This window comes from Methylobacterium sp. AC690, from assembly GCF_979256535.1.
In genome coordinates, this window is record NZ_CEEDOX010000026.1 from 41,203 (window position 1) to 55,059 (window position 13,857).

General features: G+C 70.4%; 15 protein-coding genes. 8 read left to right on the forward strand and 7 right to left on the reverse strand.

The annotated features are described in order from the left end of the window. Positions 1-40 precede the first annotated feature (40 nt). Entirely contained in the window at positions 41-535 is a 495-nt protein-coding gene (locus AC0IY1_RS23185) for a TadE/TadG family type IV pilus assembly protein (RefSeq protein ID WP_471772757.1), read from the forward strand. Between the two features lie 3 nt (positions 536-538). Then, a complete protein-coding gene (locus AC0IY1_RS23190; protein WP_055958315.1) occupies positions 539-1,186 on the forward strand; it encodes a TadE/TadG family type IV pilus assembly protein in 648 nt (215 codons plus the stop codon). A 49-nt stretch (positions 1,187-1,235) separates the two neighbouring features. On the opposite strand, the gene AC0IY1_RS23195 is transcribed toward AC0IY1_RS23190, so the two are convergent. Both AC0IY1_RS23195 and AC0IY1_RS23200 read right to left on the reverse strand, forming a co-directional pair. Continuing rightward, positions 1,236-2,621 carry a pilus assembly protein TadG-related protein gene (locus AC0IY1_RS23195; RefSeq protein ID WP_055958313.1) on the reverse strand — a complete coding sequence of 462 codons (1,386 nt, stop codon included), beginning with the start codon at positions 2,619-2,621 and terminating at the stop codon, positions 1,236-1,238. A gap of 152 nt (positions 2,622-2,773) precedes the next feature. Beyond that, complete coding sequence (locus tag AC0IY1_RS23200) at positions 2,774-3,781, reverse strand: HD-GYP domain-containing protein (protein ID WP_471772760.1); 1,008 nt, start codon at positions 3,779-3,781, stop codon at positions 2,774-2,776. Between the two features lie 346 nt (positions 3,782-4,127). Here AC0IY1_RS23200 and AC0IY1_RS23205 point away from each other — a divergent pair, with 346 nt between their 5' ends. From AC0IY1_RS23205 to AC0IY1_RS23230, 6 genes are all read left to right on the forward strand, one after another. Continuing rightward, positions 4,128-4,403: a hypothetical protein gene (locus AC0IY1_RS23205; protein WP_471772762.1), complete on the forward strand. Its 276-nt coding sequence runs from the start codon at positions 4,128-4,130 to the stop codon at positions 4,401-4,403. Positions 4,404-4,482: 79 nt separating this feature from the next. Further along, complete coding sequence (locus tag AC0IY1_RS23210; RefSeq protein WP_471772764.1) at positions 4,483-5,790, forward strand: acyl-CoA dehydrogenase family protein; 1,308 nt, start codon at positions 4,483-4,485, stop codon at positions 5,788-5,790. 9 nt (positions 5,791-5,799) lie between these two features. Further along, the gene (locus AC0IY1_RS23215; protein WP_471772767.1) at positions 5,800-6,390 is read left to right on the forward strand and encodes a class I SAM-dependent DNA methyltransferase; all 591 of its coding nucleotides are present in this window, start codon (positions 5,800-5,802) and stop codon (positions 6,388-6,390) included. 11 nt (positions 6,391-6,401) lie between these two features. Then, a complete protein-coding gene (locus tag AC0IY1_RS23220) occupies positions 6,402-7,127 on the forward strand; it encodes a cytochrome b/b6 domain-containing protein (RefSeq protein WP_471772769.1) in 726 nt (241 codons plus the stop codon). Then, the gene (locus tag AC0IY1_RS23225) at positions 7,120-7,860 is read left to right on the forward strand and encodes a molybdopterin-dependent oxidoreductase (RefSeq protein WP_471772771.1); all 741 of its coding nucleotides are present in this window, start codon (positions 7,120-7,122) and stop codon (positions 7,858-7,860) included. Before AC0IY1_RS23220 ends, AC0IY1_RS23225 begins: the two co-directional genes overlap by 8 nt. A gap of 216 nt (positions 7,861-8,076) precedes the next feature. Continuing rightward, positions 8,077-9,762 carry a methyl-accepting chemotaxis protein gene (locus AC0IY1_RS23230; RefSeq protein WP_471772773.1) on the forward strand — a complete coding sequence of 562 codons (1,686 nt, stop codon included), beginning with the start codon at positions 8,077-8,079 and terminating at the stop codon, positions 9,760-9,762. Between the two features lie 78 nt (positions 9,763-9,840). Here the strand turns inward: AC0IY1_RS23230 and ureG are convergent, their stop codons facing one another. From ureG to ureC, 5 genes are read right to left on the reverse strand one after another with little or no spacing between them, the layout of a single operon-like run. Further along, a complete protein-coding gene (gene ureG / locus AC0IY1_RS23235; RefSeq protein WP_055958291.1) occupies positions 9,841-10,455 on the reverse strand; it encodes an urease accessory protein UreG in 615 nt (204 codons plus the stop codon). 23 nt (positions 10,456-10,478) lie between these two features. Further along, entirely contained in the window at positions 10,479-11,171 is a 693-nt protein-coding gene (locus AC0IY1_RS23240; protein ID WP_471772775.1) for an urease accessory protein UreF, read from the reverse strand. Next, positions 11,146-11,700, reverse strand: a complete 555-nt coding sequence (locus AC0IY1_RS23245) for an urease accessory protein UreE (protein ID WP_471772777.1) — start codon at positions 11,698-11,700, stop codon at positions 11,146-11,148. Before AC0IY1_RS23245 ends, AC0IY1_RS23240 begins: the two co-directional genes overlap by 26 nt. A gap of 49 nt (positions 11,701-11,749) precedes the next feature. Beyond that, entirely contained in the window at positions 11,750-12,133 is a 384-nt protein-coding gene (locus AC0IY1_RS23250) for a DUF29 domain-containing protein (protein WP_471772779.1), read from the reverse strand. 6 nt (positions 12,134-12,139) lie between these two features. Beyond that, positions 12,140-13,852, reverse strand: a complete 1,713-nt coding sequence (ureC, locus tag AC0IY1_RS23255) for an urease subunit alpha (protein WP_471772781.1) — start codon at positions 13,850-13,852, stop codon at positions 12,140-12,142. Between the last annotated feature and the right edge of the window lie 5 nt (positions 13,853-13,857).

Sequence of the window (13,857 nt, forward strand, 5' to 3'; positions counted from 1 at the left end):
ATCCGGTCCGCGGCGGTTCCGGCAGGATCAGTCGGGCGCCATGGCGGTCGAATTCGCCCTGGTCCTGTTTCCCCTCTGCATCCTGATCTTCTTCGTCCTCGAGAACGCGCTGGTGTTCTGGGTCACGTCGGCGCTGGACAACGGCCTCGATGCCTCGATGCGGCAGTTCTACGTCCAGTCCGGCGCCTCGGCGACCTCGCTCCTCGACGCAGTGCGCAGCGAGGTCTGCCGCCAGGTCAATCCGTTCGTCCGCTGCGAGAACCTGAAGATCGATATCGGCGTCTACGAGAGCTTCACCCGGATCGACCGGACCAGCCCGATCGACCCCGCCTCGGGGACCTGGCGGGCGGATTTCGGCGTCCAGCACGGCTGTCTCACGAAGGGCAGCGTGGTGGTGGTCCAGGCCGCCTTCGCGCAGCACACGTTCCAGAAGTTCGGTGTCGTGAAGACCCAGTTTCAGGACGGAAGCTGGCTCATCAACGCCACGTCCGTGCTGCAGCTGGAGGGCAACTCCACCGGCGGCAGCGGCTGTTGAGTCATGGCGGTCGCGCGCCTTCGCTCCGTGATCGCACGCCGTCGGATGGGTGAGCGGGTCGCCGCGGGCTTCGCACGGGCGGAGGACGGCGTCGCGATCGTCGAATTCGCCCTGATCGTACCGGTGCTGCTGCTCATCTACTTCGGAGCGGTGGAGATCACGAGCGTGATGCGCAACGTGCGCAAGGTCGACATCCTGTCCCGCACCATCGGCGACACGCTCTCCCAGCGCACGATGCCGACGGCGGACGAGGTGAACGACGTGTTCCAGGTGGCGCCCATCGTGCTCGCGCCCTTCGACGGCACCGGGGTGCAGATGACGGTGAGCGCGGTGGGGGTGGTGGGCGACACCGAGACGGGCCCGCTGCAGATCTGCTCCAGCGTGGCCGCGGCGGGGTCGCCGGTTCGTGCCCCCGGGGCGCCCGCCCCCGTCGCCGTCGCCGACAGCCTGCAGCCGAAGGGGACGCGCCTGCTGCTCGTGGAGATCAGCGCGCCCTACAAGCCGGTGACCGGCTCGTCCCTGTTCAGGGATGGCGGCCCGGGCTTCGTCATCACCCGCAAGACCCTGTGGCCGGTCCGCTACGGCCGGCGCTACGCGAGCATGAGCCCCGAAGTCGTCCTGGGTAGCGGCACCGCCTGCCCGCCGCGCTGAGCGGCCCGGCCGGTCGGCCAGCACGAGCCGCCTGTCGGTGGCGCCCGGCCTACTGCGTGAGCTGCGTGTCGGCCGAGCTCGGTCCGACGCCGGCCGGCACGGGCACGTCGGTGCTGCCGTAGCGGGCGTTCAGCATCAGGTTCGGGCCGTCATAGAGGTTGATCGTCCGGGCGATGATCACCGTGTAGGCCGACTGGTCGGCGACCGGCTTCTTGGAATCGATGATCAGGCGGCCGAGGGGCAGGTAGATGGTCCCCAGGAGCGTGCGGGCATTGTCGCTGATGATGCGGTATTCGCGCAGGGCGATGAACCCGCCGGGCGCGGGCTTGGGCTTGCCTTTTCCGCCGAGCGGCAGCGGCAGGATGGACGGAATGGTCGCGTTGCGGTCCTCGAAGAACAGCAGCCCCGCCAGCAGGCCGGTCTTCGGCGCGGTGAGGCTGATGATGCTCTTCTCGTCGAAGAGCAGGCCGCCGCGCACGCCGGTGAAGTAGAAGCCCGTGTTGACGCCGCTCAGGCTGGCATCCTTGTCGACCACGAGGGGGCCGTCCTTGAGGATGTAGATCCCGGGCTGCAGCGTCACGACCGCGCCCTTGGTGATGTGCAGGCCGCCGCAATAGGTGCCGGGCTGCAGGGTGACGATCCCGCTCACGACGTTGACGCCGTAGGTCGGGTCGTCGATGCCGTCGATGAACTTCTTCGGATCGACGAAGAAGCCGAGGCTGACGCAGGAGCCCGGCGTCGGGCCCTGCCGATCGATCAGGGGATCACGCAGGGCGGGGCACCCGGTGGCCGGCGGCGGCGTGAAGTTGGCGCCCGACCCGGAATAGCCGCCGGCGGAGCAGGTGGAGAGGGCGGTGGCCACCGCCGCGTTCTCGCCCTGGATGCCCTCCGGGTGGGTGGAATTCGAGTAGAGCGAACAATCGGTGGCGGTGATGCGGGCCGCGCTCTCCAGGTGGAAGGCGCCCATCGCCTGGCGGTCGAGGGCGAGCAGGCACAGCCGCGTGGTGCCGGCGAGCTTCGCCGTCGACGAGACGCTCACCTCCAGGCTCGGGATGTTGAGGAGCTTGCCGAAGGACAGGGCGACCTGCTCGCTGAGCGTGAGGCGGACGCCGGAATGGTTGTTGAGCACCTCGGCCGTCACGGCCGGGGGCGCCGCGCTGCCGCTGCGGGCCTGGGCCAGAGCCATGGCCTTGGCGGTGCGGATCGCGGCCGCGTCGTCCGCATTGGCGAGCTTGAACTGGTTGACCCCCGCGATGCTGCCGCTGTCGGCGGCGCGCTGGAGCTCGGCCCGCCGCTTGACCAGGGAGGCGTAGTCGATCGCCACGGCGCTCAGGCCGGTCAGGATCGGAAACAGCAGGGCGACGAGAACGAGGACGCCGCCACGTTGGTCCGTGCGGAAACAGGCGGCAAACTTGGCGGCGTGGGCGGCAGTCATGCCGTTACGCTTACGAGGGGCGGGTTACCGACCTCCTGAAACCGTCCCCGAAAAATCACTGTGTTCGGGCGAAGACAGGATCAAGGTTAAGGTCACGCAACAGGATCCTGGAGTCTTCCTGAAGTTGAGCGCCGCGCCACGACCGGTCTGGTTCAGCGGGTGCGAGACTTCAGGAAGGCTTCCACGCAGGCGGGATCGAAATGACGCCCGGCCTCATCCTGGAGATGGGCCAACGCTTCCGCCGGCGACCACGCCGTCTTGTACGGCCGATCGGAGGTCAGGGCATCGTAGACGTCCGCCACGGCCACGATCCGCCCCGACAGGGGAATGGCCTCCCCGCGGAGGCCCGCCGGATAGCCGCTGCCGTCCCAGCGCTCGTGGTGGGTGGCCGCGATCTCCGCCGCGAGGCGGACCAGACGCGAGTCGCTGCCTTCGAGGATGCGACGGCCGCGCTCGGCATGCGTCTCCATCGTCCGGCGCTCGTCCGCGGACAGGCGCCCGGGTTTCAGCAGGATCGAATCCGGAACGCTGAGCTTGCCGATATCGTGCATGGTGGAGGCCAGGCTGAGTTGCTCCACCTCCTCCGCGGCAAAGCCCAAGCCCTCGGCGATCCGGGCCACGTATTCGGCGACCCGCGCCACGTGGTTGCCGGTCTCCGAGTCGCGATGTTCGACGGCCTTCATCAGCAGGCTGATGATCTCGCGCTCGCGGGCGACAATGAGGGCGGTGGCGGCCTTCACCTCGCGATCGAGCCAGGCCGCACGGTCGATCTGCGCCAGGCGCGCCTGGTTGAGGGCGAGCAGGTTCGAGACACGGGCGCGCACTTCGACCGGATCGAAGGGCTTGGCGAGGAAATCGGTGGCGCCGGCGGCCAGCGCGTCCCGGCGCAGCGCGCGCTGGTCCAGGCTCGTCACCATGATCACCGGCACATGCTCGAAGCCCGGGATGTCCCGGGCGGCGCGGATGAACGCGATGCCGTTCATGCCCGGCATCTCGAAGTCGGAGATAGCAACGCCGATCTCGGCCGGGTGCTCGCGGACGAACGCCAGGGCATCGTCGGGCCGGAGGAAATCACGGGCCGTGCAGCCGGGAAGGTCGCGGAGAGCCTCCACCATCAGCATGTTGTTCAGGGGCGCATCATCCAGGATGAGCACGAACATCAGAGCAACCTTGAGTCAACGCGCCTCGCCGAGGCCTTCCTTATACCGGAGGGATTGCCGCCGGACCTTTAACGAAGATACCCAGGGGCGCTCGACGGGCGCTCGACCCGCCTCCGGGGACGCTTGCTCCGCGCCTGCGCGGCCAAGCCCTGTCCGGCTCCCGCGCGAGGTCGCCCCCCTCGATCCCGCTCCGCGCTCGCAGCCGGAAACACCCGCACGCCCCACCGGCTTCGAAGGCGGACGACGCGCTCGATCCGTGACCGGCGGCCGGCCCAAACAGGTGTGCTCCCCCGGAGCCGCGCCGGACATCCGTGTGCGGCCGCACCCGCCGGACCCGGATCGCTGCATGCCAGCGTTTCGTCTGGCAGGTCTGCCGGGTTCCGGCAGCAAGGCGTATCTTAAGACCGTGATCATCGTTTTCATCGCGGAATGCGGTGACGCACACCTGTATTCGGGAACCTGGACCGTGGATATCGAGACCGCCAAGATGCTGGTGGGGGCTGCCCTGATCGTGGCCATCGGCAGCTTCACTTTGCTGACTGTGGGCTGGACCGTGCGGGACATGCTGACCGACCTGCGGGCCGGCCGCGCCGAGCGGGCACGGGCGTCCACGGCGGATTAATCCGGGGACGCTCCAGCGCCCTTTGACGCGGGGAAAACCGGCCTTCTAAACGCGCCCGCCATCTGGAGATCGCGCGGGCGTGATCCATGTGCTGGGTATGAACTTCATCCCATCGCATCGGCATCTTCAGGATCGTTCGGAGACCCACGCCGTCCGCATCCAGGCCGCGGCCCGCGCGGTCGCGGACCGCGCGGGCGAACGCGCCGATGCCCTCGATCGGGACGGCGGTTTTCCGGCCGAGGACATCACCCACGCGCATCGGGCCGGGCTGCTCGCCGCGCCGCTGCCGGTAGCCCTGGGCGGGGCCGGTCTCGACGCCCCCGCGATGGCGCCGGTTCTCGCCGATGTCCTGGCGCAGATCGGCCGGGGCAGCCTCGCCCTCGGTCGCCTCTACGAAGGCCACGTCAACGCCCTGTCCCTGGTGCTGCGCTATGCGGAGCCGGCGGTGATGGAGCGGCTGGCCGGCGACGTCCGTGCCGGACACCTGTTCGGCGTTTGGAATACCCAGCCCCAGGCCGGCGGCCTCAGCCTCGAGAAAGCCGGCGGCCTCAGCCTCGAGAAGGCCGGCCTCAGCCCCGAGGAAGCCGACGGCCCGAGCCTGGCAATCCTCGACGGCCCCGCACCGGCCGGGGAGGCCTGGATGCTGGCGGGGGTCAAGTCTTTCGCCTCCGGGGCCGGCTCGGTCACCCGCCCCCTGGTCACGGCGCGCCGGCCCGACGGCCGCCAGCAGATGCTGATCGCGGATCTCGAGACCGGGACCCGGGCCGACCTGTCCGGCTGGCAGGCGCAGGGTATGCGGGCCTCGACCTCCGGTCTCCTCGACTTCACCGGCCTGCCCGCCGGCCCCGGTTGCTTCGTCGGTGGCCCGGACGACTACTTCGCCGAGCCGCACTTCTCCGCCGGCGCTTGGCGCTTCGCCGCGGTACAACTCGGCGGCATCGAGGCGGTGTTCGACGTCCTGCGGGCGCATCTGCGGGCCACCGGCCGCGGCGGCGACCCGCATCAGGCGGCCCGCCTGGGTGAGGCCGCGATCGCGGTGGAGGGCGCCCGCCTCTTCGTGGCTCAGGCCGCCCGGCTCGCCGCCGACCCCGGGGCGGAGCCGGACCGGGTGATCGCCTACGTCAATCTCACGCGTCTCGCGGTGGAGCGGGCCGGCCTCGACGTGCTGGAGCGGGCCCATCGCTCCGTGGGATTGGCGGGCTTCCTCAGTCCGCATCCCCTCGAGCGGCTGGCGCGCGACCTGGCGACCTACCTGCGCCAGCCCGGACCCGACCGGGCCCTGACCAGCGCGGCGGCCTACGTCCTCGGCGATGCGCGACCTGCGGACCGGCTCTGGCGCGATTCCGCCGGGGCGCCGGGCCCCGACGAGGGTCCGGCCGATCTTTAGGCGGTGACGGTGATGACACGCTCCCCACATACGCTGCCGCCGGATTACTTCACGGACCTCTACGCCGCGAACCCCGATCCGTGGGACTTCACCACAAGCCCCTACGAGCACGCCAAGTACGAGGCCACCCTGGCGGCGCTGGGCCGCGAGACCTACCCGGAGGCCCTGGAGATCGGCTGCTCGATCGGCGTGCTGACCCGCCGGCTGGCCGACCGCTGCGCGGCGCTGCTCGCCCTCGACGTGGCCGAGACGGCCCTCGATGCCGCCCGCGCCCGTTGCACGGCGTGCCCCCAGGTCGCGTTCCGGCGCGCCGCGGTGCCGGCGGAGTGGCCCCCCGGCCGGTTCGACCTCGTGGTGCTCTCCGAGGTGCTGTACTTTTTCACGCCCGAGGACCTCGCCCACATCGCCGTGCGCCTGGCGGCGGCCCTGAAACCGGGGGGCGAGGTCATCCTGGTCCACTGGCTCGGGGAGACGAACTTCCCCTTGAGCGCCGATACGGCGGTCGAGACGCTGATCGCTCTCACCCGCGGTGCCCTCGAACCCGACCGCAGGGGCCGCACCGAGCGCTATCGCCTCGACGTGCTGCGGGCCCCCGCGTGAGCCGCCCGCCGATGGCGGAGGATCCGGGACCGTCCCTGGTTCACCGGCACGCCGCCTGGGTGCGCCTGACGCATTGGCTCAACGCCGTTGCGTTCCTTGCGCTCCTGGTCAGCGGCATCGCGATCCTGCTCGCCCTGCCGCGGCTGTTCTGGGGCGAGACCGGAGCCAACGGGGCGCCGGCCGCCCTCGACCTGCCGTTGCCCGTGAACCTCGAACAGACGGGCTGGGGCCGCAACCTGCACTTCCTCGCGGCCTGGGTGCTCGTCCTCAACGGGATCGTCTACCTCATCGTGGCCTTCGTGGGCGGTCACTTCGCCCGCGACCTCGTGCCGGATCGCGATCAGCTGGCCCCGGGCCACCTCGCCCGCGAGATCGCCGACCATGCCCGCCTCAAGCCGGCGCGCGGACGCGAGGCCCTGCGCTACAACGCCCTGCAGAAATTCGCCTATCTCGTCGTCCTGTTCGTGCTGTTTCCGCTGATGGTGCTCACCGGGCTCACCATGTCGCCGGGGGTCACGGCGGCCTATCCGGAGCTCTTCGCCCTGTTCGGCGGCCGGCAATCGGCGCGCACCCTGCACTTCGCCGTCGCCTGCCTGCTCGTGCTCTTCCTCGTGGTCCACGTGGCCCAGGTCTTCGTCGGCGGGGCCGGCAACCTGATGCGGTCGATGATCACCGGACGCTTCCGGGTTCCGCCAGCGACGGCCCGCCCCCCCTTCGCGGAGCCCCCCGATGCGTGACCTCTCGCGCCGCCGCCTGCTCACCGGCTCCGGCAGCCTGATCGGCGCCGGCCTCCTCGGCGGCTGCGACGCCCCGGCGCTCTCGCGGCTCGCCACCCCCTACGACTGGAGCAACGGCCTGACCTTCGCGGTCCAGCGCTGGCTCCAGCGCCACCAGCCCCTGGTGCGCGAGTTCGGGCCGGAGGCGATCTCGGCGGTGTTCCCGACCATCAACACCACCGACCCGGACAATCCCGATTACCGGCGCTCGAAGGCGCTGGGTTTCTCCGACTGGACGCTTCCGGTCACCGGCCTCGTGGCGCGCCCGGGGGCCTTCTCCCTGGCCGACCTGAGGGCGATGCCCGCCCGCACCCAGATCACGCTTCATGCCTGCGAGCAGGGCTGGTCGGCCATCGGCGGCTGGACCGGCGTGCCGCTGGCCCACCTGATGACCCAGGTCGGGCTGCGGCCGGAGGCGCGCTTCATCGTGGTGCGCAGCGTCGATGGCTGGTGGGACAGCTACGACCTGTTCGACGCCCTCCATCCGCAGACCATCCTCGCCTACGGCATGAACGGCGGCGACCTGCCGGTGGCGCACGGGGCGCCGGTGCGCCTGCGGGTCGAGCGCCAGCTCGGCTACAAGAGCCTGAAGTACATCAGCGCCATCGAGGCCGTGGATCGGGTCGAGGGCCTCGGCAAGGGGCGTGGCAGCATGGTCGCCGAGCTCGGCTTCCCCTGGTACGCGGGTATCTGACCTCACGCGGCGCGTGTAACCGGGCGCTGTCGGACCGTATAGGGAGCTTCGGCAACCGTTGAACGGACAGCATTGGGCGTAATCGCTCCAACCGCATCGATCGTCGGAAACATGACAAATCAGTCCTCGTTACGTTCCAGGCCAATCTGATAACGCCATGTTAAGCATGCAGTTGTTTGCTCCGGTCGGAATGCAAATCCGGACGGTCCCACAACGATGCGTGTGTCTCTGAAATCCATCCTGATCGGTTCGGTAACCCTGCTCGGCGTGGCCGCGGCGGGTCAGGGCGTGGTCAGCGTCGTGAAGCTCAGGGCGATCGAGCGCGAGGTGAACGAGGTCGCGACGAACTGGCTTCCCTCCGTCAACGTCGTGAACACGATCAGCACGGCGACGCGCGACGTGCGGGTGAAGCTGTACCGCTTCGTCGTCGCCTCCGAGACGCCGCAGGCGCTGGCCGAGAACGAGGCGGGCCTGAAGACCGCCATGAAGACCCTCGACGGCCTGCGCCGGACCTATGAGCCGCTGATCAGCTCCGCCGAGGAGAAGGCGCTCTACGACACCTTCACGCCCCTATGGACGCGCTACGGCGAGGGCCAGCAGCAGGTCATCGACCTCATGAAGGCCGGCCGCAAGGCCGACGCCCTGGCGCTCACCACCAGCGCCGCGATGGCCGACCTGAACAACGGCGCCATCCGGGCCCTGCAGCGGGCCGTCGACTTCAACCGGGAGGGCGCCCAGAACAGCACCGCGCTGAGCCTGGCCAGCGCCGGCTCGGCCATGCTGACGGCCTGGATCGCGATGACGATCTCGGTGGTGGCGGCCATCGGCACGATGCTGTTCAGCCTGTTCGGCGTGGCGCGTCCGATCGAGCGCATGACGCGCACCATGGGCAGGCTGGCCGGGGGCGACACCAGCGTGGACATTCCGTCCCGGACCCGTCGCGACGAGATCGGCGACATGGCCGCCGCCGTGAGCGTGTTCCGGGACAACCTGCTCCAGACCCGCAAGCTCGAGGAGGAGACGGTGCTGGCGCGGGCCGGGGCGGAGGCGCAGCGTAAGGCGGCGATGCGGGCGATGGCCGACAGCTTCGAGGGCGCGGTGGGCGGCATCATCAGCATGGTGACGAGTTCGGCCACCGAGCTGCAGGCCACCGCCCAGAGCATGGCCGGCACCGCCACCCAGACCGCCAACCAGTCCAGCAGCGTGGCGGCCGCGGCCGACGAGGCCGCCGCCAACGTCAACACCGTGGCGGCCGCGGCCGAGGAGCTCGGCTCCTCGGTGCAGGAGATCGGCCGCCAGGTCGGCAGCTCGGCCGCCATGGCCCAGACCGCCGTGGCCGAGGCCGCCCAGACCGCCAGCTTCGTGCAGACCCTCAACACGGCGGTGGCGCGCATCGGCGACGTGGTGACGATGATCACCTCGATCGCCGGCCAGACCAATCTGCTGGCGCTGAATGCCACGATCGAGGCGGCGCGGGCCGGCGAGGCGGGCCGGGGCTTCGCGGTGGTGGCCGCCGAGGTCAAGGAACTGGCCAACCAGACGGCGCGGGCCACGCAGGAGATCGGCGAGCACATCAGCCAGATCCAGGGCTCGACGGGCCAAGCGGTGGCGGCCATCGACGGGATCGCGGCGCGCATCCGCGAGATCAGCGGCGTGGCCACCTCGATCTCGGCGGCGGTGGAGGAGCAGGGAGCGGCCACCCAGGAGATCGTGCGCAACGTGGCGCAGGCGGCGATGGGCACGGGGGCGGTGACGACCAACATCGCGGGGGTGGCGGGCGCGGCCGAGGAGACCGGCGCGGCCGCCAGCCAGGTGCTGGGCGCCGCCTCGGAGCTCTCGCGCCAGTCCGAGCACCTCAGCGCCGAGGTCCAGCGCTTCCTGGCCACCGTGCGCGCCGCCTGAGTGCCAACCCGGACGAGCGGACCAAAAAGGGGCCCGGAGCGATCCGGGCCCTTCGTCGTGTCAGGCCCGGCGGACCGGCTAGCTCAGCCCGCCCGCCTCCACCACGAAGCGCGCGATGGCGTCCGCCCCGTGGCCGTCGCGCAGGGACGAGAACACGTAGGGCCGGGCGCCGCGCATGCGCTTCGTGTCGGATTCCATGATCCCGAGATCGGCGCCCACCAGGGGTGCGAGGTCGGTCTTGTTGACGATGAGGAGGTCCGAGCGGGTGATTCCGGGGCCGCCTTTGCGGGGGATCTTCTCGCCCCCCGCCACGTCGATGACGTAGAGGGTGAGGTCGGCCAGCTCCGGCGAGAAGGTGGCCGCGAGGTTGTCGCCACCGGACTCGATCAGGATGAGGTCGAGCTTCGGGAAGCGCCGACGCATCTCCGCCACCGCCGCGAGGTTGATCGAGGCGTCCTCGCGGATCGCCGTGTGCGGGCAGCCGCCGGTCTCGACGCCCATGATCCGCTCCTCCGGCAGGGCGCCGGCCACGGTAAGGAGGCGGGCATCCTCCTTGGTGTAGATATCGTTGGTGATCGCGCAGATCTCGTAGGTGTCGCGGAAGCGCTTGCAGAGCTGCTCCATCAGGGCGGTCTTGCCGGAGCCGACGGGGCCACCGATGCCGACGCGGAGGGGGCCGTTGGGAGAGGTCATCGCAGGGTCCTCAAGAGGTGTCCTCAGGAGCGGAAGATCCGGGAATACTGGGTCTCGTGCCGGAACGAGCCGAGGTCGAGGTTCAGGGTGGCGCTGCCGAGATCGTCGCGCCCGAGGGCCGGGATCGTGGCGGCGAGCGCCGTCACCCGCGGCGTCAGCGCGGCGATGATCCGGGTGCCCGCGCTCTGGCCGATGGGTGCGCAGCGCAGGGCCGCCGAGACGAGGTTCTGCAGGAAGGCGAGGCCGAAGCCGGCGAGCACCGGGGCCAGGGCCATCCGGTGGGCACCGGCCGCGAGGCCGACGGCCACCGGGTAGGCCACCGCCCCGTCGAGGGTGGCGGCGAGGCGGTCGAGATCAGGGGTGCCCCAGGCCGCCACGGTGGCGTCGAGGAAGCTGCGGCCCTGCTGGCTCGTCTCCAGGTGCAGCTCGCGCGAGGGGGCCAGGGCGAGGGCGAGGTCGTTGAGCTCGGCCAGCGTCCGCGCATCCCCGGCCAGCGCCGCCGCATGGGCCTGGCTGAGAAGGATGAGGTCGTTGCGGCCCGAGCCGTGCGCGAGCACGTCGGCGAGCCAGTCCGTGAGCGAGGCCTCGCCGCCGACCTCGCCGCTCTCCACCGCCCCTTCGAGCCCGTGCGAGTAGGCATAGGCGCCCACCGGATAGCCCGGCGACAGCCACGCCATCAGGCGCAGGGCCTCAATCATGAGGGTGCGCGGGGTCATGGCGATGGCCGTCGTGGGGGTGCGCGGCGTCGTCGTGCGAATGGCCGTGATGATGGTGGCCGTGATGATGGTGGCCGTGATGGTGCTGGCTCGCGGCCTCGCCCGCATAGGCGCCGCCCTCCGGCCGGAACGGGCGCTCCACCGCCTCGGCGCTGCCGCCCAAACCCCGCACCATCTCGGCGAGCACGTGGTCGAAGGCGATATAGACCGCGTCGGCCCCGATCTCGGCCGGGATGTGCCGGTTGCCGATGTGCCAGATCAGGCGCTTCAGGGCGTGGTCGTCGGGCGCGCGGATCTCCAGCAACGGCTCCGGCGCGGCCTCGACCCAGACCAGCCGCCCATCCTGCAGCACCAGGGCGTCGCCGTCGTCGAGGATCGCGGGCTCCGGCAGGTCGAGGAGGAAGGACAGGCCGCCCACCGTGCGCATGGCCATGCGCCGGCGATGCCGGTCGCCGTGGTCGAGGACGATGCGGTCGACGATCTCGCCGGAGAGGGCGTCGCGGCGCAGGACTTTCGTGGCGCGGATCATGGGGCGTGGGACGATACGGTGCGGGCGGTCATGGGTCAGGCAGGGCTCATCAGGTGAAGCGGGGCTCGAGGGCCCCCGGATAGACGCTGTCGTCCAGAATCTGCGCCAGGGTAGAGGGACAAGCCGGCGGACAGGTCTGTTCCGCCAGCCCGGTCTCGTCCGCTGCGCGAACGCGCCCCAGGTGACAGGCCTTCGACAGAACCGTCTCCGGCCAGGCTCGGAGGCTCGGGCTGACGTCGAGACGACCTTCGATCCGAAGGCGTTGCATTTCCTCGGCAAGGTGGTGCCGGTCGATGTCCTGCCGTCGCTCCGCGCGCAGCAGGGCGGCCTGATCCTGCGTCCACAGGTAGAGGTCGCTCTCGGAGAGGTCGTGCCCCTGGGATGGGCTGGCGGCAGCCTTGGACAGGGGGGACTCCGCGGGCGTCGAACGCATCCGACCTCAAAACAGGAAGTATCGCTGCGCCATCGGCAGCACCTCGGCGGGCTCGCAGACCAGGAGTTCGCCGTCGGCGCGGACGTCGTAGGTCTCGGGGTCGACCGCGATGTCGGGCGTCGCGTCGTTGAGGATCATGCTCTTCTTCGAGATGCCGCCGCGGACATTCTCGACGGCGACGAGGCGCTTCTGCAGCCCGAGGCGCTCGCCGAGCCCGTCCTCGATCGCGGCCTTCGAAACGAAGGTCAGGGCGGTGGCGAAGGGCACCCGGCCGAAGGACCCGAACATCGGGCGGTAATGCACCGGCTGGGGCGTCGGGATCGAGGCGTTGGGATCGCCCATCGGGGCCGTGGCGATGGCGCCCCCCTTGATCACGAGGTCGGGCTTCACCCCGAAGAAGGCCGGCGTCCACAGCACGAGGTCGGCGAGCTTGCCCGGCTCCACCGAGCCGATATGGGCCGAGACGCCGTGTGCGATCGCGGGGTTGATGGTGTACTTCGCCACGTAGCGGCGGGCGCGCAGGTTGTCGTTGCCGCTCGCGTCGCCGGGCAGGGCACCCCGCTGGCGCTTCATCTTGTCCGCCGTCTGCCACGTGCGGATGATGACCTCGCCGACCCGACCCATGGCCTGGCTGTCCGACGACATCATCGAGAGGGCGCCGATGTCGTGCAGGATGTCTTCGGCCGCGATGGTCTCGCGGCGGATGCGGCTCTCGGCGAAGGCGAGGTCTTCGGGAATCGCCGGGTCGAGGTGGTGGCACACCATCAGCATGTCGAGATGCTCGTCGATGGTGTTCTTCGTGTAGGGCCGCGTCGGGTTCGTCGAGGACGGCAGGACGTTGGCCAGCCCCGCCACCCTGATGATGTCCGGCGCGTGGCCGCCGCCCGCCCCCTCGGTGTGGAAGGCGTGGATGGTCCGCCCCGCGAAGGCCATGATCGTGTCCTCGACGAAGCCGGATTCGTTGAGGGTGTCGGAGTGGATCATCACCTGCACGTCGTACAGGTCGGCCACCGTCAGGCAGGTGTCGATGGCGGCCGGGGTGGTGCCCCAGTCCTCGTGCAGCTTGAGGGCGCAGGCCCCGGCCCGGATCATCTCGACGAGGCTCTCGGGCCGCGCGGCGTTGCCCTTGCCCGCGAAGGCGAGGTTCATCGGGAACGATTCCGCCGCCTCGATCATCCGGGCGAGGTGCCACGGTCCCGGGGTACAGGTGGTGGCGAAGGTGCCGTGCGCCGGGCCGGTGCCGCCGCCCAGCATGGTGGTGACGCCCGAGCACAGGGCCTCGTCGATCTGCTGCGGGCAGATGTAGTGGATGTGGCTGTCGAAGCCGCCGGCCGTGAGGATCTTGCCTTCCCCGGCAATGACCTCGGTGCCGGGTCCGACCACGATGTCGACGCCCGGCTGGATATCCGGGTTGCCGGCCTTGCCGAGCTTGGCGATCCGGCCCTTCACCAGGCCGACGTCGCACTTCACCACGCCCCAATGGTCGAGGACCACCGCGTTGGTGATGACGGTGTCGACGGCACCGTCCTGGTTGGTGACCTGGGACTGGCCCATGCCGTCGCGGATGACCTTGCCGCCGCCGAACTTCACCTCCTCGCCGTAGGTGGTGTGGTCGCGCTCCACCTCGATCACCAGCGACGTGTCGGCGAGCCGGATGCGGTCGCCGGTGGTGGGGCCGAACATGTCGGCATAGGCGGCGCGGGGGAGGGCGGCGCCTATGCCGA

Coding starts and splice junctions, on each gene's coding strand:
- AC0IY1_RS23185 (WP_471772757.1), top strand. CDS start 41: ATGGCGGTCGAATTCGCCCTGGTCCTGTTTCCCCTCTGCATCCTGATC.
- AC0IY1_RS23190 (WP_055958315.1), top strand. CDS start 539: ATGGCGGTCGCGCGCCTTCGCTCCGTGATCGCACGCCGTCGGATGGGT.
- AC0IY1_RS23195 (WP_055958313.1), bottom strand. CDS start 2,621: ATGACTGCCGCCCACGCCGCCAAGTTTGCCGCCTGTTTCCGCACGGAC.
- AC0IY1_RS23200 (WP_471772760.1), bottom strand. CDS start 3,781: ATGTTCGTGCTCATCCTGGATGATGCGCCCCTGAACAACATGCTGATG.
- AC0IY1_RS23205 (WP_471772762.1), top strand. CDS start 4,128: ATGCCAGCGTTTCGTCTGGCAGGTCTGCCGGGTTCCGGCAGCAAGGCG.
- AC0IY1_RS23220 (WP_471772769.1), top strand. CDS start 6,402: ATGGCGGAGGATCCGGGACCGTCCCTGGTTCACCGGCACGCCGCCTGG.
- AC0IY1_RS23225 (WP_471772771.1), top strand. CDS start 7,120: ATGCGTGACCTCTCGCGCCGCCGCCTGCTCACCGGCTCCGGCAGCCTG.
- AC0IY1_RS23230 (WP_471772773.1), top strand. CDS start 8,077: ATGCGTGTGTCTCTGAAATCCATCCTGATCGGTTCGGTAACCCTGCTC.
- ureG (WP_055958291.1), bottom strand. CDS start 10,455: ATGACCTCTCCCAACGGCCCCCTCCGCGTCGGCATCGGTGGCCCCGTC.
- AC0IY1_RS23240 (WP_471772775.1), bottom strand. CDS start 11,171: ATGACCCCGCGCACCCTCATGATTGAGGCCCTGCGCCTGATGGCGTGG.
- AC0IY1_RS23245 (WP_471772777.1), bottom strand. CDS start 11,700: ATGATCCGCGCCACGAAAGTCCTGCGCCGCGACGCCCTCTCCGGCGAG.
- AC0IY1_RS23250 (WP_471772779.1), bottom strand. CDS start 12,133: ATGCGTTCGACGCCCGCGGAGTCCCCCCTGTCCAAGGCTGCCGCCAGC.